Origin of the sequence: Streptomyces sp. NPDC016469, assembly GCF_040632905.1 — a bacterium.
Taxonomy (GTDB): Bacteria; Actinomycetota; Actinomycetes; order Streptomycetales; family Streptomycetaceae; genus Streptomyces.
In genome coordinates this window covers 277,522-295,714 of record NZ_JBEYCQ010000001.1, presented here as the reverse complement: position 1 = coordinate 295,714, position 18,193 = coordinate 277,522, and the positions used below count along the sequence as shown (strand labels likewise).

The window sequence follows — 18,193 nt, the reverse complement described above, 5'->3', positions numbered from 1 at the left end:
GGCCCCCGCATGGTGCAGGATGCCGGGCCATGGATGCCGTACGTGTGGCGCTGCTGCGTGAAGTGCTCGCCAGGACCCAGTGGCCCGCCGCCGCCCGGCGGTTCGCCGGCGCGCTCCGCTCCTCCGTGGTCCCGCACGGCGGCGGGCTGCTGCTGGTGGGGACCGAGGTGTACGAGCCCTGGCACCTCGCCGCCCATCTGGTGGACGAGTCCACCTGGTCCGGGCTGCCCGAACTCCGCCCCACCCTGGTGCGCCACCGGGTGGAGCCCGGCGACCCGGCGCACCTCGCGGTCGGCCTCGGCCGGATCGAGGCGGCCGGACGCGGCGAGACGCTGCTCGTGGTGACGCCGGACCGGCCCGGCGAGGGCCTGCTGGAGCGGGTGCACGACGCCCGGCGGGCCGGGGCGACGGTGCTCTCGCTGGACAACGGCGATCCGCAGGTGCGCGGGCTCGCCCATGAGGCGCTGTCCGTGACGGACGGCGACGACGTGGACCTGGACACCGTCCAGCACCTGGTCAGCGCCGCCGCCGGGGAGAACGGGGCGCCCGTGCCGCGCGGCGGCCGGCGCACGTTCCGCGACCGCCTGTCCCGGCTGGCCGACCAGCTGACGGCACCGCCTCCGCCGCGCTGGTGAGCGGGCCAGGCTGCCGGGAAACCCGTTTGCATCCCCCACGTATCGCGCCGGACCATGTCTCCTCGTGACCTCTCGCACCTCCCTCGCCGCCAGGCTGGCCGCGCTCCTCCCCGACCTCTCGCCCTGGCGTTCGTCGGCCGACTTCCGGTTGCTGTGGGTGCAGGGGATCGTCACCTACTTCGGCAGCTTCATGGCGCTCATCGCGCTGCCGCTCCAGATCAAGGACCTCACCGGCTCCCCACTCGCCGTCGGCGCGATGGGCGCGGTGGAGCTGGTGCCGCTCGTCATATGCGGCCTGTACGGGGGCGCCCTCGCCGACTCCGCCGACCGGCGGAAGATCATCCTGGCCACCGAGGCCGGGCTCGGGCTGCTCGCGGTGATCCTGCTGGTGAACGCGGCCATGCCGGACCCGATGCTGTGGCCGCTCTACGTGGTGGCGGGCGGGGTCGCCGCGCTCGCCGGGCTCCAGCGGCCCGCGCTCGACTCGCTGATGGCCCGGATCGTGCCGCACGACCAGCTGCCGGCGGCCGCCGCGCTGAACTCGCTGCGCTGGCAGGCCGGGGCGATCATGGGCCCGTCGCTGGCCGGTCTGGTGGTGGCCTACGCCGGGCACGCCACCGCCTACTCCGTCACCGTCGTGACCTTCGCCGTCTCGGTGCTGATGTGCCGCAGGCTCGCCCCCGCACCGCCCGCGGAGAAGGGGCGGAAGCCGTCGCTGCGCGGCATCGTGGAGGGTGCCCGCTACGCCTGGAGCAGGCCCGTGCTGCTGGGGACGTACGCGATCGACATGGCCGCGATGTTCTTCGCGTTCCCCAACACGATCTTCCCGTTCCTCGCGGACGAGCTGGACGCCGACTGGTCGCTCGGCCTGATGTACGCGGCGGGCTCAGTCGGTTCGCTGGTGCTCGGCCTGACCAGCGGGTGGACCTCGCGGGTGCGACGGCACGGGCTGTTCGTCGTGTTCGGTGCCGCCGTCTGGGGGCTGTCGATCGCGGCGGCCGGCTGGTTCGGCAATGTGTGGCTGGTGCTGGTGTGCCTCGGGTTCGCCGGGGCGGGCGACATGCTCAGCGGGCTCGGCCGGTCGACCATCTGGAACCAGACGATCCCGGAGGAGCTGCGCGGCCGCCTGGCGGGCATCGAGGTGCTCTCGTACAGCGTCGGACCGCAGCTCGGCCAGGTCAGGGCGGGCGGCATGGCGGGGTGGACGGGGACCAGGCCCGCGATCTGGACCGGCGGCGTGGCCTGCGTCGCCTCGGTGGCGCTGCTGGCGGCGGCGCTGCCCAGGCTGCTCACGTACGACTCGGAGACGGACGAGGACGCGCTGCGCAGGCGTGCCCGGCACGCGGAGGGACCGGCCGTGGAACCGGCGGCCTGAGGCCGGGGCGTACGGCCGTGAGCAGCCGCGGCCCCGCACCCCGGCGGCCCGTCAGCCCGCCGCGTCGTCCTCGTCCGGGCCCTTGCGGTCGTGCCACTTGGGGTCGGTGTCCCATTCCAGGTTCCGTTCCTGGGCGGTCTCCATCGCGTGCTGCGCCTCCTGCCGGGAGGCGTACGGGCCGAAGCGGTCCTTGGCCGGGCAGTCGGGACCTTCCTCGACCTTCTTGTGCTCCAGGCAGTAGAACCACTCGCCCGGCTTGCCGACCGTGCGCTTCTTGAACAGGGCCATCTTCGGTTCCTTTCCTCTGTGCCATGGTGCCCCGGACACGCTGGTTAGACTCGCTGGCATGTCTGGCCAGTCGCTGCTCGTACCAGGGGAGATCACTCCCGTCCGTTCCGTGCCCGGAAACATCCGGCGCCCCGAGTATGTGGGCAAGCCGGCTCCGACGCCGTACACAGGGCCGGAGGTGCAGGACAGCGACACCATCGAGCGCATGCGCATCGCGGGACGGATCGCCGCGCAGGCGATGGCCGAGGCCGCCAAGCACATCGCCCCGGGCGTCACGACGGACGAACTCGACCGCGTCGCCCACGAGTTCATGTGCGACCACGGGGCGTATCCGTCGACGCTGGGCTATCGCGGCTTCCCCAAGTCGCTGTGCACCTCGCTCAACGAGGTGATCTGCCACGGCATCCCGGACTCCACGGTGCTGCGCGACGGCGACATCGTGAACCTCGACGTGACCGCGTACATCAACGGGGTGCACGGCGACAACAACGCGACGTACCTCTGCGGTGACGTGGACGAGGAGTCGCGGCTGCTCGTCGAGCGCACCGAGGAGTCGCTGCGGCGCGCGGTCAAGGCCGTGAAGCCGGGGCGGCAGATCAACGTGATCGGGCGGGTCATCGAGTCGTACGCGAAGCGCTTCGGGTACGGGGTGGTCCGGGACTTCACCGGGCACGGGATCAACACCTCGTTCCACTCCGGGCTCATCGTGCCGCACTACGACAGCCCGCACGCCACCACCGTGATGAAGCCCGGCATGACGTTCACCATCGAGCCGATGCTGACGCTCGGCAGCCACGACTACGACATGTGGGACGACGGCTGGACCGTGGTGACGAAGGACCGCAGGCGCACCGCCCAGTTCGAGCACACGCTCGTGGTGACGGAGAGCGGCGCGGACATCCTCACGCTGCCGTAGCCTCCGCGGCGGGCAGGAGCACCTCCCGGCACCACTGGCGGAAGCCGGTGGGGGCCGGGGCGGTCAGGGCCTGCCACTCGGGCTCGTAGATGCCGTCGTCCTGGGCGGCGGCCATGTCGAGCAGGCCCTGGGCCCAGGCGTCGTGCATCCCGTATCCCGTCAGGGCCGCCTTGTACTCCTCGCCGTCGGGCCGCTCGAAGCGGACCGGGCGCTCCAGGACCTCGGACAGGACCTGGGCCATTCCGACGGGCGTCAGGGAGTCCGGGCCGATCAGCGGGACCGTCTCCTGTCCCGACCAGGAACCGTCGGCGAGGAGGCGGGCGGCCACCGCGGCGATGTCGCGGGTGGCGACGAGCGGCAGCGCGCGGTCCGGGGCGACCGGCACCGACAGCACGCCCCGGGTCCTCAGCGCGTCGGCCTGGTGGAGCAGGTTCTCCATGAAGAACGGCATCGCCAGGGAGCGGTAGCCGACCCCGGTGCTCTCGATCATCCCGTCCATCGCGAACGCGGCCGACAGCTGCCCCGCGTGCGCCCCGTAGCCGCGCCCCAGGCTGCTGATGCCGACGACCCGGCGCACGCCCCTCTCCCGCAGGATCTCGCAGGCGGGACGGGTGAAGCCGGCGTAGTGCTCCCGGATGTCCTCGGCGCGGGGGTCCGGCGGGACCAGCCACAGGACGCTGTCGGCCCCCTCGAACGCCTCACGCAGCACCCGTGGGTCGCCGTGCGAACCGTGGACCACCTCGACGCGCTCGCGCGTCTCCGGGGCGATCCTCGCGGGGTCGCGGGCGATGACCCGCACCTTCTCGCCGCCGTCGGGCAGCGCATCGATCACCTGGCGGCCGATCCGGCCGGTGGGGGCGGTAACGACGATCACGGGAACCTCCGAAACAGGCATGACTGTGGACATGGACACGGCACGCCGGCCGGTCGCCGGCCACGCCCCGTTTCCACTGCTAACGATTACACGCTAGCAGCGATAACGCAAAGCGCTAACACGCATCCGTTATCATCGGAAACCATGGAGACCGAGCACCCCGCCCCCGCCGAGAGCAACCGCCGGCGGATCATCGCCGCCGCCACCCGGCTGCTCGCGGAGAAGGGGCGCGAGGCGGTGTCGACCAGAGCCGTCGGCGCCGCGGCCGGCGTCCAGGCACCCACCATCTACCGGCTCTTCGGCGACAAGCAGGGCCTGCTCGACGCGGTCGCCGCGCACGGCTTCGCGAGCCACATCGACGAGAAGGCCGCGCTGGAGCTCACCGGCGACCCGGTGGAGGACCTGCGCAGGGGCTGGAACTTCAACACGGAGTTCGGCCTGGCCAACCCGGCCCTGTACACGCTGATGTACGCCCAGCCCAGCCCCGGCACACCCTCCCCCGCCGCCGTCGCCGCGCTGGAGATCCTCGCCGCACACGTCCACCGGATCGCCGAGGCCGGACGCCTGCGGATCGACGAGGCGCGCGCCACCCACCTGGTGCACGCCGTGGGCGGCGGCACCACCCTCTCGCTCATCGCCACCCCCGAGGACCGGCGGGACATGAGCGTGTCCCACCTGGCCAGGGAAGCCGTCATCGCCGCGATCACCACCGAGGCGCCCGCCTCCCCGCCCCCCGGCCCGGCCGCTGCGGCCGTGGCTCTGCAGGCCCTCCTCCCCCGGACCGGCACCCTCACGGCGGGCGAACGCGCCCTGCTCACCGAACTGCTCGACCGCATCTCGGCCGCCCCGGACCAGCACGGCTGACCATGCGTCGCGGCACGCCTCCGCGCCGCCCTGGCGTTCGTCAGCCGTGGTGGGCCAGGACGACCCTGCCGCCGATCTCCACCGTGCCGTCCGGCGCGGGCGCCGTGAGGATCTGGGAGCCGCGGCCCTGGGTGATGTTGAGCGCGCGCCCGAGGTGCGCGCTCAGCAGCAGGGCCGCGGCCCCCGTCGCCTCGTCCTCCGCGATGCCGTCGTCCCTCCGGGGGAACGCCCGCGCCCGCACCCGACCCGCCGCCTCCTCCTCCCACGCCCAGGCGTAGAGCCAGCCCTCGCCGGGCGGCGGTGCCGGGAGCGCGTCGACCTCCGCGGCCGATGCGTACTGCTCCAGGGTGCGCGGCGGCGCCCACTCCGGGCGGGCGGTGATCCAGCTGAACTCCCCGTCGTCGCGGGCGAACACGTCGCCCACCTCCAGCTCCAGGACCTCCAGGTCGAGCAGCCAGGCGGCCCCGACGACGGGGTGCCCGGCGAACGGCAGCCGGAGCCCCGGGGTGTAGATGTCGAGCCGGCCGCGCTCGGGGTCGTCCACGAACACGGTCTCGCTGAAGCCGAGCTTCCCGGCGAGCTCCTGCCGGTCAGCGCGGCCGGGCACGCGGCGCCCGTCGCGCACGACACCGAGGGCGTTGCCGTGGCGGCCGTCCGGGCCGCAGAACACGCGGAGGATGTCGGTGCCGGCGGGTACGTCGTAGTCGCTCACGTCGGCATTCAAGCACCCGCCCGGGCACCGGCCGCCGCGATCACGCCGGACGCCGTACCGGTCGCACGACTTGACCTGTGCATTACCTGCGCGAGGGACGCCCATGGGTCGGCCGTGATCGCATCGTTTCCTGACACCCGCGGTGAGAGGTGAATCACTGCACGGGAGGGCATCGGACAGATAAGCCTCGGCTAAGTTAGGTCCGCCTCACCCGGCTTTGTCCGGCCCCTCACCTCCTTCTCCTTCATCTTCAAGTGGAGCCCGTATGCGAGCCGTTCGTCTCTCCGTCGTCACCGCAGCCGCCACCGCGGCCGCTCTGACCGCCGTCACGGGCTGCGCCGAGAAGAGCGACGGCAAGGGCGAGGGGGCCGTCCAGGTCGTCGCGAAGGACGACTCCTGCGAGGTCTCGAAGAAGGAGCTGCCGGCCGGGCACATCGAGCTGGCCGTGCAGAACAAGGGCTCCAAGGTCACCGAGGTCTACGTCCTGTTCCCGGACGACCGCATCGTCGCCGAGCGCGAGAACATCGGCCCCGGCACCAAGGCCACCATCACGGCCGAGATCAAGGCCGGTTCGTACGAGATCGCCTGCAAGCCCGGCATGAAGGGCCACGGCATCCGGCAGAAGATCGAGGTCAGCGGCGGCAAGGCGGCCAAGCGCAGCCCCGAGATGGACAAGGCCGTCGCCGCGTACCGCACCTATGTGCAGGCGCAGGCCGACGAGACCCTGCCGCAGGTCAAGGTCTTCACGGACGCCGTCGCCGCCGGGGACATCGAAGCCGCGAAGAAGGCGTACGCGAACTCCCGCATCGGCTGGGAGCGCACCGAGCCGGTCGCCGAGTCCTTCGGCGACATCGACCCCAAGGTCGACGTCCGCGAGGACGGCCTGGAGGACGGCCAGAAGTGGACCGGCTGGCACCGCCTGGAGAAGGCGCTGTGGCAGGACAAGAAGCTCGGCGCCGAGGAGAAGGCCCTCGCGCCGGTCCTCTACAAGGACCTGGCCGACTGGCAGAAGCGCGTCGGCACCGCCGACATCACCCCGACCTCGATGGCCAACGGCGCCAAGGAACTCCTCGACGAGGTCGCGACCGGCAAGGTCACCGGTGAGGAGGAGCGCTACAGCCACACCGACCTGGTCGACTTCAAGGCCAACGTCGAGGGCGCCGAGCAGTCCTACGACCTGCTGAAGCCGATCGCGTCGAAGAACGACCCCGCGCTCACCGCCACCCTGGACAAGCGGTTCGCGGAGCTGAACAAGCTGCTCGACAAGTACCGCGACGACCCCTCCTCGTACGACTTCACCTCCTACGAAAAGGTCGGCAAGGCGGACCGCAAGGAGCTGTCGGACGCGGTCAACGCGCTGGCCGAGCCGCTGTCCAAGCTCGCCGCCGCGGTCACGAAGTGACCGGCCGGAAGGAGGCTCCGGGGATGAGCGAGGAGACCCGCGAGGCACCCGTCGGCGGCAACGCCCCGTCGCGGCGCGCGCTGCTGGGCTGGGGCGGTGCCGGGCTGGCGCTCGGCGCCGCCGCGGCCGGCGTGGGCGTCGCCGCGGCCCGCTCCGGTGAGGGCGGCCCGGCCGCGGCCGCGGACAGCGGCGCCGCGGTGCCGTTCCACGGCGCGCACCAGGCCGGAATCGCCACCGCCGTCCAGGACCGGCTGCACTTCGCCGCATTCGACGTGACGACGAAGGACCGTGCCGAACTGGTCGCGCTGCTCAAGGAGTGGACCCGGGCGGCCGAGCGGATGACCGCCGGGCACGCGGTCGGCGACGGGGCGTACGGGGGCCTGCCCGAGGCGCCGCCGGACGACACGGGCGAGGCGCTGGGGCTGAAGCCGTCGCGGCTGACGCTGACCATCGGCTTCGGGCCCTCGCTGTTCGCGAAGGACCGGTTCGGGCTGGCGGAGCGGCGTCCCGAGGCGCTGGTGGACCTGCCGAAGTTCCCCGGCGACAACCTCGACAAGGCCCGCAGCGGCGGCGATCTGTGCGTCCAGGCGTGCGCGGACGACCCGCAGGTCGCCGTGCACGCCATCCGCAACCTCGCCAGGATCGGCATGGGCCGCACCGCGATCCGCTGGTCGCAGCTGGGCTTCGGCAAGACGTCCTCGACCACGCCGGACGCCCAGACCCCGCGCAACATGATGGGCTTCAAGGACGGCACCCGGAACATCTCCGGCACCGACACGGCCGCCCTGGACCGGCACGTGTGGGCCGGTGCCGGCGACGGACCGGAGTGGATGGCCGGGGGTTCGTACCTGGTGGCCCGGCGCATCCGGATGCACATCGAGACCTGGGACCGCGCCCCGCTCCAGGAGCAGGAGGACGTCTTCGGCCGCGACAAGGGCGAGGGCGCGCCGGTCGGCAAGGCGAAGGAGCGCGACGAGCCGTTCCTGAAGGCGATGCTGCCGACCGCCCATGTGCGCCTCGCCCACCCGGACAGCAACGGCGGGGCGATGATCCTGCGCCGGGGCTACTCCTTCACGGACGGCACCGACGGCCTCGGCCGGCTCGACGCGGGGCTGTTCTTCCTGGCCTACCAACGCGACACCCGCAAGGCGTTCGTTCCCCTGCAACGGCGCCTGGCGGCACACGACGCACTCAACGAGTACATCCAGCACGTGGGTTCGGCGCACTTCGCCGTCCCGCCGGGCGTCCGCGACAAGGACGACTGGTGGGGCCGGGCGCTGTTCTCGTAACGGGACTCGAAGCGGAAAGGGAACCGACACGTGTTCAGCAACTTCCTGATCGGCCTGCGTGAGGGCCTTGAGGCCAGCCTGGTCGTCTGCATCCTCATCGCGTACCTGGTGAAGACCCGCAACCGCCACCGTCTGGTGCCGATCTGGATCGGTGTGTCCATCGCGGTCGTCGTCAGCCTGGGCTTCGGCGCCGGGCTGGAGTTCGGCTCGCAGGAGATGACGTTCAAGGCCCAGGAGGCGCTGGGCGGTTCGCTGTCCATCGTCTCGGTGGGCCTGGTGACGTGGATGGTCTTCTGGATGCGGAAGACCGCCCGCCATCTCAAGGCCGAGCTGCACGGAAAGCTGGACGCGGCGCTCGCCATGGGCACCGGCGCGCTCGTCGCGACCGCGCTCCTGGCGGTCGGCCGGGAGGGGCTGGAGACCTCGCTGTTCGTGTGGCGGGCGGTGCACGCGGCGGACGACGGCTGGCACCCGATGATCGGCGCGGTCCTCGGCATCGCCACGGCGGTGGTGCTGGGCTGGCTGTTCTACCGGGGCGCCCTGAAGATCAACCTGGCGAAGTTCTTCACCTGGACCGGCGGGATGCTGGTGGTCGTCGCCGCGGGTGTGCTGGCGTACGGCGTGCACGACCTCCAGGAGGCGGAGTTCCTGGGCGGTCTGTCGAACCGGGCGTTCGACATCAGCGCCACGATCCCGCCGGACAGCTGGTACGGGACGCTGCTGAAGGGCACGTTCAACTTCCAGCCGGACCCCACCGTCCTCCAACTCACCGTCTGGGCGCTGTATCTCGTCCCGACCCTCGCGCTGTTCCTGTCCCCGGTAGGGTTCGGACGGTCAGTGGCGACGGATCAGAAGGCGCGGAAAGCAGCGGATGAGAAGTCTGGGGCCGGTGCGGCGGGTGACGGGACTCGCGGTGGCGACGGTGCTGAGCCTGACGGCGAGCGGGTGCGTGACGGTGCACGGCGAGCGGGAAGTCGTACCGGCGGCGACGAGGGCTGAGGCCGCCCGTGCCCTGAAGGAGTTCACCGCCGCGTACAACGCCGCCGACAAGGCGTACGATCCGGCGCTGGACGCGGACGTGGTGACGGGCTCGCTCGGCGCCATCAACCAGGCGGGGCTGAGGGCCCGGCACCGGATAGCGCCCACCGGCAACTCCCGGCACCGGCCGCTGAAGCTGACCGACGCCCGTTTCGTCATCCCGGAGAAGGCGGGCTGGCCGCGCTGGTTCCTCGCCGACACGGACTCCAACCGCGACACGGAACAGGGCGGGAAGGGCAGCCGCTGGCTGCTGGCGTTCACGAAGACCGGTCCCGGCGCGGGCTGGAAGGCCGCCTATCTGTCGGTCGTCGCCGCGGGCCGGCTGCCCGTCCTCGGGAAGGACGCCGCGCCGGTCGCGGCGGACGGCCCCGGCCTGGCCGTCGCCCCGCGCGACCTCGGCACGCGGTACACGCAGTACCTCCAGAAGGGCGCTCCGGACGTCTTCGCGCCGGGGGCGGCCACCTCGCAGTGGCGGGAGGCACGGCTGAACACCCGGCGGGCCGGGTTCTCGTACCAGTACGCCGACCAGCCGCTGGACGGCGGTGCGTACGCCCCGCTGGGGCTGGCCACCGAGGACGGCGGGGCGCTGGTCTTCTTCAGCAGCAGGCACTACGAGCGGCAGACCGCCGCGCAGGGGCTGCGTCCGGCGGTCGACCCCGATGTGGAGGCGCTGCTCACCGGTGAGGTGAAGAGCACGCTGACCAAGGAGCGGGTCTCCAGCCAGCTGGTGTACGTGCCGAAGAAGGGCGCCGGCGCGGGCAGGGTGACCGTGCTCAGCCGGCTGCCGGGGCTGACCTCGGCGAAGGGCTCGTGAGCCCCCGGTCCGGCTGTCCGGCTACCGGCGCAGCGGCCAGGCCACCGACTCGTGGTCGACCTCGCTCTGCTCCTCGGAGCCGACGAACCGGGCGCAGGCGTCCGTCAGCGTCTCCAGGAGCGTCAGCGGGTCCGGCAGCGGGTGCTCGGGGCCCCGCAGCCAGGCGACGTCCAGGTCACCGGGGAGCTGGGCCGGGGGCAGCAGGACGTAGCTGCCGCGGCAGTGCCAGCGCAGGCCGGGGTGCTCGTCCATCGTCTCGGGGTGGCAGTCCAGCTCGCACGGCCACCACTCGTCCTCGTCCTCCGGGGTGCCGCGGGTCGCGGTGAAGAACAGCATCCGGTCGTCGCCGGAGCGGGCCACCGGGCCGACCTCGACCCCGGCGGCGAGGAGCCGTTCGAGGGCCTGCTCGCCGGCGGCCAGCGGGACGTCGAGGACGTCGTGGATCATGCCGGTCGCGGTGATGAAGTTGGCCTGCGGATGGCTGCGGGCCCAGCGCTCGATCTGGGCGCGGTCGGTGGTGGACTGCGTCTGCCAGGCGAATGAAAGCGGATGGCGGGCCGGGGTGGGACAGCCGATGCGTTCGCACGAACATCGGTAGCCGACCGGGTGGGCGGCGGGTGCGATCGGCATTCCGGCCTCGGCGACAGCCAGGAGCAGCGCCTCCCGTGCGGTGTCGTCGACCTCGCGCTGCTGCGGTTTGGGTCGTCGCCGCAGCCACTGGGAAATCTTGCTCTCTGAGCCGCGATTACGGCCGAAATCGGCGCCCATCTATCCCCTTGCCTTTGCGTTGCCCCTGCCCATGGTCCCACCATCCTGCGCCTCGGGTGGCCAGAGTCCGGAAGCGGGGTGGGACGGCCGATGCCGCACGCGGGGCACTATCACACGCTTTGTCATGAAAGAGCACGTGTGGTGACCGGCCCCGGCGGGGCGGCGCCGCGCGCCTCCGGTCCGCGTCCGCGCGAACCACCCGTTCGGACCACAGCGTCGGGGCCTCCGTACGGCGCACCATGAGCTCACGCACACACCCGTGCGACGCACCGGCCGCAGCGGCCACCAGCCGCCGCGACGATTCGTGAGGAGCCTTCCTTGCCTCGTGAAGCCACACCCCGGCACTACCTGATGTGTGCGCCTGCCCACTTCAAGGTGACGTATTCCATCAATCCGTGGATGGATCCCACCAAGCCGGTCGACCTGCCGCTGGCGCTGACCCAGTGGGAGGACCTGCGCGACCGCTACCGCGCCCTCGGCCACACCGTCGACCTGCTGGAGCCGCGCCCGGACCTGCCGGACATGGTCTTCGCGGCGAACGGGGCCACGGTGATCGACGGCCGGGTGCTGGGCGCCCGCTTCGCGTACCGGGAACGGTTCGAGGAGGCGGCCGCCCACCGCGACTGGTTCCTCGGCCACGGCTACCCCGAGGTCCACGAGCCGGACCACGTCAACGAGGGCGAGGGCGACTTCGCGGTGACCGCCTCGTACGTGCTGGCGGGCCGGGGTTTCCGGTCGTCGCCGCTCTCCCACGCGGAGGCGCAGGAGTTCTTCGGGCGCCCGGTGATCGGCCTGGACCTGGTGGACCCGCGCTACTACCACCTGGACACGGCCCTGTGTGTGCTCGACGACGCGGCCGACGAGGTCATGTACTACCCGCCGGCCTTCTCGCCGGGCAGCCGGGCGGTCCTGGCGCGGCTCTTCCCGGACGCGCTGACCGCCGGGGAGGCGGACGCGGCGGCGCTCGGCCTGAACGCGGTGAGCGACGGGCGCCACGTCCTGCTGCCCCAGGCCGCAACGGGGCTGTTCGACCCGCTCCGGGCGCGGGGCTTCGAGCCGGTGCCGATGGACCTGAGCGAACTGCTGAAGGGCGGCGGCAGCGTGAAGTGCTGTACGCAGGAGCTGCGCGGCTAAGCGGTGTCCTCCGGGGGCGGCCAGGCGTCGCCCCAGTCGGTGTCCCGGGCGGCGCGGTACAGGGCGCCGTGCCGCTTGGTGACCGTGTCCCGGCCCAGGCCCTCCTCGCGGGTGCAGAGGTCCAGGAGGACCTGCCCCTTGCGGATCTGGGGCCTGCGGACGACCCGGGCGACCACGGGCAGGGGGGTGAACCGGGTGGCGACGACGTAGCTGAACTTCTCGTCCTCGTACGCCAGTGAGCCGCCCTTCACCTGCCGGTGCAGCGAGGAGCGGCTGACCCGGGCCGAGAAGTGGCACCAGTCGGTGCCCGGCTCGATGGGGCAGGCGCCGCTGTGCGGGCACGGCGCGGCGACGGTGAACCCGGCGGCGACGAGCCGGTCGCGGGCCTCGATGATCCGGGTGTAGCCGCCCGGGGTGCCGGCCTCGATGACCGCGACGGCCTGGCCGGCCCGGGCGGCGGCGTCGATGAGGGCGGTGCGGGCGGGGCCGGTCAGCTCGTTGAGCACGTAGGAGATCGTGACCAGGTCCGCCGGCGCGAGGTCGAGGTCCTCGCCGATGCGGGCCCGCCGCCAGTCGGCGGTGCGCAGGGCGTCCGGGCCGGCGGCGGCGAGTTCGCGGCCGAGGGCGAGCGCGGGTTCGGCCCAGTCCAGGACGGTGGTGCGGTGGCCCTCCCACTCCCCCGCGACGGCCCAGCTCGCCGCCCCGGTGCCGCCGCCGACGTCGGTGTGCGTGGCGGGCGCCCAGTCGGGGGCGGCCTCGTGGAGCGCGGCGAGGGCGGCCCGTACCGCCTCGAAGGTGGCGGGCATCCGGTACGCCGCGTACGCGACCACGTCCGCGCGGTCGCGGAGCACCGGGGCGTCGGTGGGAATCGTGCCCCGGTAGTGGGCGATGAGCCGGTCGACGGCCTGGCCGGCCTGCTTGGGCGGCAGCCCGTCCAGGAGTCCGGCGAGGGCCGCGCGCAGGGCGTCCGCGGTGGGGAGGGTGGCGTTCACCGAGGAATTGTAGGCGGGCCGGGGCCGCTCAGATCGCCGAGGGACGCTGCCAGGGACGGCACAGGCCCAGGAAGCAGACGAGGGCGCCCACCGCGCAGACGAGTTGGACGACGGCCATCGGGACCGCGGTCTCCTCGCCGGCGATCCCGACGAGCGGGGAGGCGATGGCGCCGATCAGGAACTGCGAGGTGCCGAGCAGCGCGGAGGCCGAGCCGGCCGCGTGCTTGGTGCGCATCAGCGCCTGGGCGTTGGTGTTGGGCATCGCCAGACCCATCGCCGACATCAGCACGAAGAGCCCGGCGGCCACCGGCCCGAGACCGGCGTCGCCGAAGACCCCGGTGGTCATCAGGAGCAGCGCGGTCGCGGCGGCCACGATGACGACGAGTCCGAAGGTGAGGGCCTTGTCCAGGCTGACCCGGCCGACGAGCAGCTTGCCGTTGATCTGGCCGACGGCGATCAGCCCGATGGAGTTGATGCCGAACAGCAGGCTGAAGGTCTGCGGCGAGGCCCCGTAGATCTCCTGGATGACGAACGGCGAGGCGCTGACGTACGCGAAGAGGGCGGCGAAGGCGAGGCTGCCGGCGATCATGTAGCCGGTGAAGACCCGGTCGGCGAGCAGGCCGCGCATGGTGCGCAGCGCGTCCCCGATGCCGCCGGTGTGGCGCTCGGCGGGCGGCAGGGTCTCGTGCAGCCACTTCCAGACGACGAGCGTGAGCAGGACGCCGACCCCGGTCAGGACGGCGAAGATGCCGCGCCAGTCGGTGAGCCGCAGGACCTGGCCGCCGATGACCGGGGCGATGACGGGGGCGACGCCGGAGATCAGCATCAGCGTCGAGAAGAACCGGGCCATCGCGACGCCGTCGTACAGGTCGCGCACCACGGCGCGGGAGATGACGATGCCGGCCGCGCCCGCGAGACCCTGGATCAGGCGGAAGGCGATGAGGAGCCCGGCGGACGGGGCGAAGATGCAGAGCGCGGTGGCCAGCACGTAGACGGCCATGCCGAGGAGGAGCGGGCGGCGCCTGCCCCAGCGGTCGCTCATCGGTCCGACGACGACCTGGCCGAGCGCCATGCCGGTGAGGCAGGCGGTCAGGGTGAGCTGGACCGTGGCGGCGGGTGCGTGCAGCGAGTCGGTGACGGCCGGGAGGGCCGGGAGGTACATGTCCATCGACAGCGGCGGGAGCGCCGTGAGGCCGCCGAGGACGAGGGTGACGAGGAGACCGGTGCGCCGGGCGGCGGTGGTGGCGGCTCCGCCGGGGACGGGGGTCCCGCTCTGCGGGGTGGTGTCGGTGGTGCGTATGTGCTGGGCCCGGCTGACGCCGCTCTCCGGCATTCTCATCTCCATAGTTGTTGAATCCGGCTCTATGCTCTCAGCTCGGCGGGGATGGTCGACACCTTTTTGGGAGCGTGCATGAGCAGGACTGTCCGTTGGGGCGTGCTGGCGACCGGCGGGATCGCGGCGACGTTCACCGCCGATCTCCAGGCGATGCCCGGTGCGGAGGTGGTCGCGGTGGCGTCCCGCTCGGACGCCTCGGCGCGGGCGTTCGCGGAGCGGTTCGGTATACCGAGGGCGTACGGCGACTGGGCCGGCCTGGTCGCGGACGACGAGGTCGACGTGGTGTACGTGGCCACGCCGCACTCCGCGCACCGGGAGGCCGCCGCGCTCGCGCTGGAGGCCGGGAAGCACGTGCTGTGCGAGAAGGCGTTCACGCTGAACGAGCGCGAGGCGCGGGAGCTGGTGAAGCTCGCCCGGGACCGCGGGGTCTTCCTGATGGAAGCGATGTGGACCTACTGCAACCCCGTGATCCGGCGCCTCACCGAGCTGGTGCGGGACGGGGCGATCGGCGAGATCCGCACCGTGCAGGCCGACTTCGGTTTCGCCGGTGACCTGGGCCCCGAGCACCGGCTGCGCGACCCCCGGCTGGGCGGCGGGGCGCTGCTGGACCTGGGCGTCTACCCGGTCTCGTTCGCGCAGTTGCTGCTGGGCGAGCCGGACCGGGTGCAGGCGGACGCCCTGCTGTCGCCGGAGGGCGTGGACCTGAACACCGGGATGCTGCTGGGCTGGGACTCGGGCGCCACCGCGCTGCTGTCCTGCTCGATCGTCGGGCACCACCCGACGGCCGCCACGGTGATCGGGACGGGCGGGCGGATCGACATCCCGCACAGCTTCTTCCACCCGCAGGGCTTCGTGCTGCACCGGGCGGGCGCCGAGCCCGAGGAGATCACCTCGGGCCCGGGTCCGCAGGGGCTCTCGGGGATGCAGTACGAGGCGGCCGAGGTGATGCGGGCGGTCCTGGCGGGCGAGACGGAGTCCCCGCTGGTGCCGCTGGAGGGTTCGCTCGCGGTGATGCGGACGCTCGACGCGGTCCGTGACCGCATCGGCGTCCGCTACCCGGTGGACGCCGTCTAGGCGGGCGTGAGGCCCGGGTCGCCGGCCTCGGTGACGTAGGAGCCGGCGGTGGTGACGGGGGCGCCCGGCGTCGTGACGGCCGAGACCGTACGGAAGTCGGCGCGCGCCGCGCGCTCCTGGAGGGTGACGACGGCGTAGCCGCGGCGCCCGTTGTAGAACTTCAGGTGCGGGTTGGCCGCCATCAGGTTGCTGTAGTTGGACGGCTTCTCGGAGCCGTCCTTCCCGCTGGTGATGGACGTCGTGACGATCTCGGTGCCGACGGTGCGCGACGCCGGGTCGTCGAAGTCCCGCTTGATGTCGAAGCCGTAGCTGACGTGCACGTCGCCGGTGAGGACCATGAGGTTGTCCACGCCGACGCGCTCGGCGCCCTTCAGGATGCGGTCGCGGGAGGCCGGGTAGCCGTCCCAGGAGTCCATGGACAGCTTGAACGCGTCGGTGGGCACGTCGCGCCGCTGGGCGAAGGTGACCTGCTGCGGCACGACGTTCCAGGTGGCGTGCGAGCGGCGCCAGCCGTCGATGAGCCAGCGCTCCTGGGTGGCGCCGGTCAGGGTGCGCTTCGGGTCCTCGGACTCCGGTCCGGGCGTCTGCCAGCCGTCGCCGTACGCCTGGTCGCTGCGGTACTGCCGGGTGTCGAGCACGTCGAACTGGGCGAGCCGGCCGAAGTTCAGCCGCCGGTAGAGCCGCATGTCGGGGCCGGTCGGCCGCTGGGGCGCGCGCAGCGGCTGGTTCTCCCAGTACGCGCGGTACGCGGCGGCCCGGCGGATCAGGAACTCCTCCGGCGGCACGCTGTTCTCGGGGGTGTCGCCCGCGTAGTTGTTCTCGGTCTCGTGGTCGTCCCAGGTGACGACGAAGGGGTGCGCGGCGTGGGCGGCGCGCAGGTCCGGGTCGGACTTGTAGAGGGCGTACCGCAGCCGGTAGTCCTCCAGCGTCGCCGTCTCCCGGTTGAACAGGGCGGGCAGCGTGCGGTCGGTGTACTTGCGGGCGCCGCCGACGGCGGTGACGGCGTACTCGTAGAGGTAGTCGCCGAGGTGGAAGACGACGTCGACGTCCTCCTGGGCGAGGTGCCGGTACGCGGTGAAGTAGCCGTCGTGGTACGCCTGGCAGGAGACGGCGGCCAGGGCCAGTTCGCGCTTGCGGGCGCCGGGCGCGGGCGCCGTTCGGGTGCGGCCGGTCGGGCTGGTCCACTGTCCGGCGCGGAAGCGGTAGTAGAGGACGCGGTCCGGGGCGAGGCCCTGCACCTCGACGTGGACGCTGTGGTTGAACTCCGGGTGGGCGTACGTGGTGCCGCGCCGGACGACGCGGCTGAACCGCTCGTCGTGGGCCAGCTCCCAGCGGACCTCGACGCGGGCGTCCGGCAGGCCGCTGCCGGGTTCGAACGGGCGGGGCGCGAGCCGCGTCCAGAGCAGCACGGAGCCGGGCAGCGGGTCGCCCGACGCGACGCCGAGCGTGAACGGGTCCTCGCCGAGCTGCCGGGCCTCCATCTCGCGGGCGCTTGCCGTCCCGGCGGCGGGCAGGCCGACCGAGAAGGCGAGCGCGGCGGCGGCGCCGGTGACGGTGAGGAAGCGGCGGCGGTCCGTGTGCCGGGCCGCGTCGCGCAGCTCCTGCTGTGGCGATGAGTGCGTCATCTGTCCCTCCCCTGACTGGTGGTGTGCGTAGAGTCCACCGGCCCGGCGCATCCGGAGGCTGACGTGTTCGCGTCGCGCGGGCGTCGCCCGGATGAGGAGTGCGGCAGGATGGTGCCCCCAGGGGCAAACTCCGCGTGCGCGGCCAAATCCATGATCATCGGCCGGCGCCGCACGGGCGCGGGAATCGCCGGGGCCCCGCCCCGAATCACCCCGCCGGGGCTGCGCGTACGCTGCCACAGCATGAGCAACAGTCTGTTGAATTCCGCGGATGACTCCCCCGCGAAGTCGGCGGTGGTGACGGGCGCCGGCTCCGGCATCGGCCGCGCGGTGGCGCTCGCCCTGGCCGGCGCGGGCTGGTCGGTGGCGCTCGCGGGCCGCCGCCCGGAGCCCCTGGCCGAGACCGCGGCCCTGGCCGGTGAGCACGCCCGGGTGCTCACCGTCCCCGCCGACGTGACCCGCCCCCAGGACGTGGACGCGCTGTTCTCCTCCGTACGGGAGTGCTTCGGCCGCCTCGATCTGCTCTTCAACAACGCGGGGACGTTCGGCCCCGGCGGTCCGATCGAGGACGTGGCGTACGAGGACTGGCGCGGGGTGGTCGACGTGAACCTGACGGGGGCGTTCCTGTGCGCGCAGGCGGCGTACCGGCAGATGAAGGAGCAGGACCCGCAGGGCGGACGGATCATCAACAACGGTTCCATCTCCGCGCACACGCCGCGCCCGCACTCGGTGGCGTACACCGCGACGAAGCACGCGATCACCGGTCTGACGAAGTCGCTGTCGCTGGACGGGCGTCCGTACCGCATCGCCTGCGGCCAGATCGACATCGGGAACGCGGCGACGGACATGACGGAACGGATGCGCACGGGCACCCTCCAGGCCAACGGCGAACTGGCCGTGGAGCCGGTGATGGCGGCCGGTGACGTGGCCCGGACGGTGCTGCACATGGCGGAGCTGCCCCTGGAGGCGAACGTCCAGTTCGCGACGGTGATGGCGACGGCGATGCCGTACGTGGGCCGGGGCTGAGGGGCGCGCGGAGCGTGCCGGGGGCCCGGGGCAG

18 protein-coding genes are annotated in these 18,193 nt (G+C 72.7%); 11 read left to right on the top strand and 7 right to left on the bottom strand.

Features of this window, described 5'->3' with window-relative positions; all coding sequences use genetic code 11:
• Positions 1 to 29: 29 nt before the first annotated feature.
• Both ABZ565_RS01430 and ABZ565_RS01425 read left to right on the top strand, forming a co-directional pair.
• Entirely contained in the window at positions 30 to 635 is a 606-nt protein-coding gene (locus ABZ565_RS01430; RefSeq protein ID WP_330311793.1) for a hypothetical protein, read from the top strand.
• A 64-nt stretch (positions 636 to 699) separates the two neighbouring features.
• Positions 700 to 2,010, top strand: a complete 1,311-nt coding sequence (locus ABZ565_RS01425; protein ID WP_361018930.1) for an MFS transporter — start codon at positions 700 to 702, stop codon at positions 2,008 to 2,010.
• A 51-nt stretch (positions 2,011 to 2,061) separates the two neighbouring features.
• Here the strand turns inward: ABZ565_RS01425 and ABZ565_RS01420 are convergent, their stop codons facing one another.
• Positions 2,062 to 2,298, bottom strand: a complete 237-nt coding sequence (locus tag ABZ565_RS01420) for a hypothetical protein (protein ID WP_361018929.1) — start codon at positions 2,296 to 2,298, stop codon at positions 2,062 to 2,064.
• Positions 2,299 to 2,356: 58 nt separating this feature from the next.
• On the opposite strand from ABZ565_RS01420, the gene map reads away from it, so the two are divergent.
• A complete protein-coding gene (gene map, locus ABZ565_RS01415) occupies positions 2,357 to 3,214 on the top strand; it encodes a type I methionyl aminopeptidase (protein WP_361018927.1) in 858 nt (285 codons plus the stop codon).
• Here the strand turns inward: map and ABZ565_RS01410 are convergent.
• Positions 3,201 to 4,088 (bottom strand): NAD(P)H-binding protein, encoded by an 888-nt coding sequence (locus ABZ565_RS01410; protein WP_361018924.1) that lies wholly within the window; start codon positions 4,086 to 4,088, stop codon positions 3,201 to 3,203. The two genes, map and ABZ565_RS01410, sit on opposite strands and share 14 nt — an antisense overlap.
• A 144-nt stretch (positions 4,089 to 4,232) precedes the next feature.
• On the opposite strand from ABZ565_RS01410, the gene ABZ565_RS01405 reads away from it, so the two are divergent.
• Positions 4,233 to 4,952, top strand: a complete 720-nt coding sequence (locus ABZ565_RS01405) for a TetR/AcrR family transcriptional regulator (protein ID WP_361018921.1) — start codon at positions 4,233 to 4,235, stop codon at positions 4,950 to 4,952.
• Positions 4,953 to 4,992: 40 nt separating this feature from the next.
• Here ABZ565_RS01405 and ABZ565_RS01400 read toward each other — a convergent pair whose 3' ends face one another.
• A complete protein-coding gene (locus ABZ565_RS01400) occupies positions 4,993 to 5,664 on the bottom strand; it encodes a PhzF family phenazine biosynthesis protein (RefSeq protein WP_361018919.1) in 672 nt (223 codons plus the stop codon).
• A gap of 265 nt (positions 5,665 to 5,929) precedes the next feature.
• On the opposite strand from ABZ565_RS01400, the gene efeO reads away from it, so the two are divergent.
• The 4 genes from efeO to ABZ565_RS01380 are packed head-to-tail and all read left to right on the top strand — an operon-like array spanning position 5,930 to position 10,207.
• Positions 5,930 to 7,066: an iron uptake system protein EfeO gene (gene efeO, locus ABZ565_RS01395; RefSeq protein ID WP_361018916.1), complete on the top strand. Its 1,137-nt coding sequence runs from the start codon at positions 5,930 to 5,932 to the stop codon at positions 7,064 to 7,066.
• Positions 7,067 to 7,089: 23 nt separating this feature from the next.
• Entirely contained in the window at positions 7,090 to 8,355 is a 1,266-nt protein-coding gene (efeB, locus tag ABZ565_RS01390; protein WP_361018913.1) for an iron uptake transporter deferrochelatase/peroxidase subunit, read from the top strand.
• 30 nt (positions 8,356 to 8,385) lie between these two features.
• Positions 8,386 to 9,354 carry an iron uptake transporter permease EfeU gene (gene efeU / locus ABZ565_RS01385; protein ID WP_361018910.1) on the top strand — a complete coding sequence of 323 codons (969 nt, stop codon included), beginning with the start codon at positions 8,386 to 8,388 and terminating at the stop codon, positions 9,352 to 9,354.
• Positions 9,305 to 10,207 (top strand): hypothetical protein, encoded by a 903-nt coding sequence (locus ABZ565_RS01380; protein WP_361019295.1) that lies wholly within the window; start codon positions 9,305 to 9,307, stop codon positions 10,205 to 10,207. The genes efeU and ABZ565_RS01380 overlap by 50 nt, the downstream gene beginning before the upstream one ends.
• 21 nt (positions 10,208 to 10,228) lie before the next feature.
• Here the strand turns inward: ABZ565_RS01380 and ABZ565_RS01375 are convergent, their stop codons facing one another.
• Positions 10,229 to 10,975: a bifunctional DNA primase/polymerase gene (locus tag ABZ565_RS01375; RefSeq protein ID WP_361018908.1), complete on the bottom strand. Its 747-nt coding sequence runs from the start codon at positions 10,973 to 10,975 to the stop codon at positions 10,229 to 10,231.
• A gap of 318 nt (positions 10,976 to 11,293) precedes the next feature.
• Between ABZ565_RS01375 and ddaH the strand changes: the two genes are divergently transcribed.
• Positions 11,294 to 12,109 carry a dimethylargininase gene (gene ddaH / locus ABZ565_RS01370; protein ID WP_361018906.1) on the top strand — a complete coding sequence of 272 codons (816 nt, stop codon included), beginning with the start codon at positions 11,294 to 11,296 and terminating at the stop codon, positions 12,107 to 12,109.
• Here the strand turns inward: ddaH and ABZ565_RS01365 are convergent.
• Both ABZ565_RS01365 and ABZ565_RS01360 read right to left on the bottom strand, forming a co-directional pair.
• A complete protein-coding gene (locus ABZ565_RS01365) occupies positions 12,106 to 13,101 on the bottom strand; it encodes a small ribosomal subunit Rsm22 family protein (RefSeq protein ID WP_361018903.1) in 996 nt (331 codons plus the stop codon). The two genes, ddaH and ABZ565_RS01365, sit on opposite strands and share 4 nt — an antisense overlap.
• 28 nt (positions 13,102 to 13,129) lie before the next feature.
• Positions 13,130 to 14,434, bottom strand: a complete 1,305-nt coding sequence (locus tag ABZ565_RS01360; RefSeq protein ID WP_361018900.1) for a multidrug effflux MFS transporter — start codon at positions 14,432 to 14,434, stop codon at positions 13,130 to 13,132.
• A gap of 78 nt (positions 14,435 to 14,512) precedes the next feature.
• Between ABZ565_RS01360 and ABZ565_RS01355 the strand changes: the two genes are divergently transcribed.
• Positions 14,513 to 15,511 carry a Gfo/Idh/MocA family oxidoreductase gene (locus ABZ565_RS01355; protein WP_361018898.1) on the top strand — a complete coding sequence of 333 codons (999 nt, stop codon included), beginning with the start codon at positions 14,513 to 14,515 and terminating at the stop codon, positions 15,509 to 15,511.
• Here ABZ565_RS01355 and ABZ565_RS01350 read toward each other — a convergent pair.
• Positions 15,508 to 17,136, bottom strand: a complete 1,629-nt coding sequence (locus ABZ565_RS01350; protein WP_361018895.1) for an alkaline phosphatase D family protein — start codon at positions 17,134 to 17,136, stop codon at positions 15,508 to 15,510. The two genes, ABZ565_RS01355 and ABZ565_RS01350, sit on opposite strands and share 4 nt — an antisense overlap.
• A gap of 240 nt (positions 17,137 to 17,376) precedes the next feature.
• Here ABZ565_RS01350 and ABZ565_RS01345 point away from each other — a divergent pair, with 240 nt between their 5' ends.
• Complete coding sequence (locus tag ABZ565_RS01345; RefSeq protein WP_361018893.1) at positions 17,377 to 18,159, top strand: SDR family oxidoreductase; 783 nt, start codon at positions 17,377 to 17,379, stop codon at positions 18,157 to 18,159.
• Positions 18,160 to 18,193 lie beyond the last annotated feature (34 nt).

What these genes read in the sequence shown, in the direction of transcription:
- ABZ565_RS01430 (WP_330311793.1), top strand. Translation starts at nt 30, where the DNA reads ATGGATGCCGTACGTGTGGCGCTGCTGCGTGAAGTGCTCGCCAGGACC.
- ABZ565_RS01420 (WP_361018929.1), bottom strand. Translation starts at nt 2,298, where the DNA reads ATGGCCCTGTTCAAGAAGCGCACGGTCGGCAAGCCGGGCGAGTGGTTC.
- map (WP_361018927.1), top strand. Translation starts at nt 2,357, where the DNA reads ATGTCTGGCCAGTCGCTGCTCGTACCAGGGGAGATCACTCCCGTCCGT.
- ABZ565_RS01405 (WP_361018921.1), top strand. Translation starts at nt 4,233, where the DNA reads ATGGAGACCGAGCACCCCGCCCCCGCCGAGAGCAACCGCCGGCGGATC.
- efeO (WP_361018916.1), top strand. Translation starts at nt 5,930, where the DNA reads ATGCGAGCCGTTCGTCTCTCCGTCGTCACCGCAGCCGCCACCGCGGCC.
- efeB (WP_361018913.1), top strand. Translation starts at nt 7,090, where the DNA reads ATGAGCGAGGAGACCCGCGAGGCACCCGTCGGCGGCAACGCCCCGTCG.
- ABZ565_RS01375 (WP_361018908.1), bottom strand. Translation starts at nt 10,975, where the DNA reads ATGGGCGCCGATTTCGGCCGTAATCGCGGCTCAGAGAGCAAGATTTCC.
- ABZ565_RS01360 (WP_361018900.1), bottom strand. Translation starts at nt 14,434, where the DNA reads ATGCCGGAGAGCGGCGTCAGCCGGGCCCAGCACATACGCACCACCGAC.
- ABZ565_RS01355 (WP_361018898.1), top strand. Translation starts at nt 14,513, where the DNA reads ATGAGCAGGACTGTCCGTTGGGGCGTGCTGGCGACCGGCGGGATCGCG.
- ABZ565_RS01350 (WP_361018895.1), bottom strand. Translation starts at nt 17,136, where the DNA reads ATGACGCACTCATCGCCACAGCAGGAGCTGCGCGACGCGGCCCGGCAC.
- ABZ565_RS01345 (WP_361018893.1), top strand. Translation starts at nt 17,377, where the DNA reads ATGAGCAACAGTCTGTTGAATTCCGCGGATGACTCCCCCGCGAAGTCG.